Here is a 929-nt window from a genome sequence, read left to right as displayed (position 1 = left end):
AGTCTGGTGGCGATAGCGAGACGGCCACACCCGTTCCCATGCCGAACACGGAAGTTAAGCGTCTCAGCGCCGAAAGTAGTTGGGGGATCCCCCCCTGTGAGGATAGGACGTTGCCAGGCTTTATTTTTTTAAAAAAGTTATTGACTTTACATAAATTGACCTTTAAAATAGGTAAAGTCGATATGACTTAAAACGGTCCCGTGGTGTAGGGGTTAACATGTCTGCCTGTCACGCAGAAGATCGCGGGTTCGAATCCCGTCGGGACCGCCATTTTTATTTTTATACGTATGGCTTTGTAGCTCAGTTGGTAGAGCAAAGGACTGAAAATCCTTGTGTCGGCGGTTCGATTCCGTCCAAAGCCACCATATAACACGCCGGTGTAGCTCAGTTGGTAGAGCATCTGACTTGTAATCAGAGGGTCGAGGGTTCGAATCCTTTCGCCGGCACCATTTTTTCATGGCGGTTGTGGCGAAGTGGTTAACGCACCGGATTGTGATTCCGGCATTCGAGGGTTCAATTCCCTTCAGCCGCCCCATTAAAATTTAATGAGCCATTAGCTCAGTTGGTAGAGCATCTGACTTTTAATCAGAGGGTCGCAGGTTCGAGCCCTGCATGGCTCACCATTTCTCATTATTTTTTTATTCATTACGTAATTTTATATGCGGGTGTGGCGGAATTGGTAGACGCGCTAGACTTAGGATCTAGTGTCTTTGACGTGGGGGTTCGAGTCCCTTCACCCGCATCTCTAAATACTTACGCGGAAGTAGTTCAGTGGTAGAATACGACCTTGCCAAGGTCGGGGTCGCGGGTTCGAATCCCGTCTTCCGCTCCATTTAAATATGCGGTCGTGGCGGAATCGGTAGACGCGCTAGGTTGAGGGCCTAGTGGTGGTTAACACCGTGGAGGTTCAAGTCCTCTCGACCGCACCA

Annotated in this window: 8 tRNA genes and 1 rRNA gene; all 9 read left to right on the top strand. The window is 49.5% G+C overall.

Annotation, left to right across the window (positions count from 1 at the left end):
* The first annotated feature begins 2 nt into the window (after window positions 1–2).
* The 9 genes from rrf (at window position 3) to KNP00_RS14025 (ending at window position 929) form a co-directional block, all read left to right on the top strand.
* A 5S ribosomal RNA gene (gene rrf, locus KNP00_RS14065) occupies window positions 3–119 on the top strand.
* A gap of 75 nt (window positions 120–194) precedes the next feature.
* Window positions 195–270: transfer RNA gene (locus KNP00_RS14060), tRNA-Asp, on the top strand.
* A gap of 19 nt (window positions 271–289) precedes the next feature.
* Window positions 290–365 (top strand) — tRNA-Phe (locus KNP00_RS14055).
* Window positions 366–373: 8 nt separating this feature from the next.
* A tRNA-Thr gene (locus KNP00_RS14050) sits at window positions 374–449 on the top strand.
* 10 nt (window positions 450–459) lie between these two features.
* Window positions 460–535, top strand: a tRNA-His gene (locus KNP00_RS14045).
* Between the two features lie 12 nt (window positions 536–547).
* Window positions 548–623, top strand: a tRNA-Lys gene (locus KNP00_RS14040).
* Between the two features lie 38 nt (window positions 624–661).
* Window positions 662–742: transfer RNA gene (locus KNP00_RS14035), tRNA-Leu, on the top strand.
* Window positions 743–757: 15 nt separating this feature from the next.
* Window positions 758–832, top strand: a tRNA-Gly gene (locus KNP00_RS14030).
* Window positions 833–841: 9 nt separating this feature from the next.
* A tRNA-Leu gene (locus KNP00_RS14025) sits at window positions 842–929 on the top strand.

The sequence above is a fragment of the Exiguobacterium qingdaonense genome (assembly GCF_018617855.1).
Taxonomy (GTDB): domain Bacteria; phylum Bacillota; class Bacilli; order Exiguobacteriales; family Exiguobacteriaceae; genus Exiguobacterium; species Exiguobacterium qingdaonense.
This window is presented reverse-complemented; position numbering and strand designations above follow the sequence as displayed.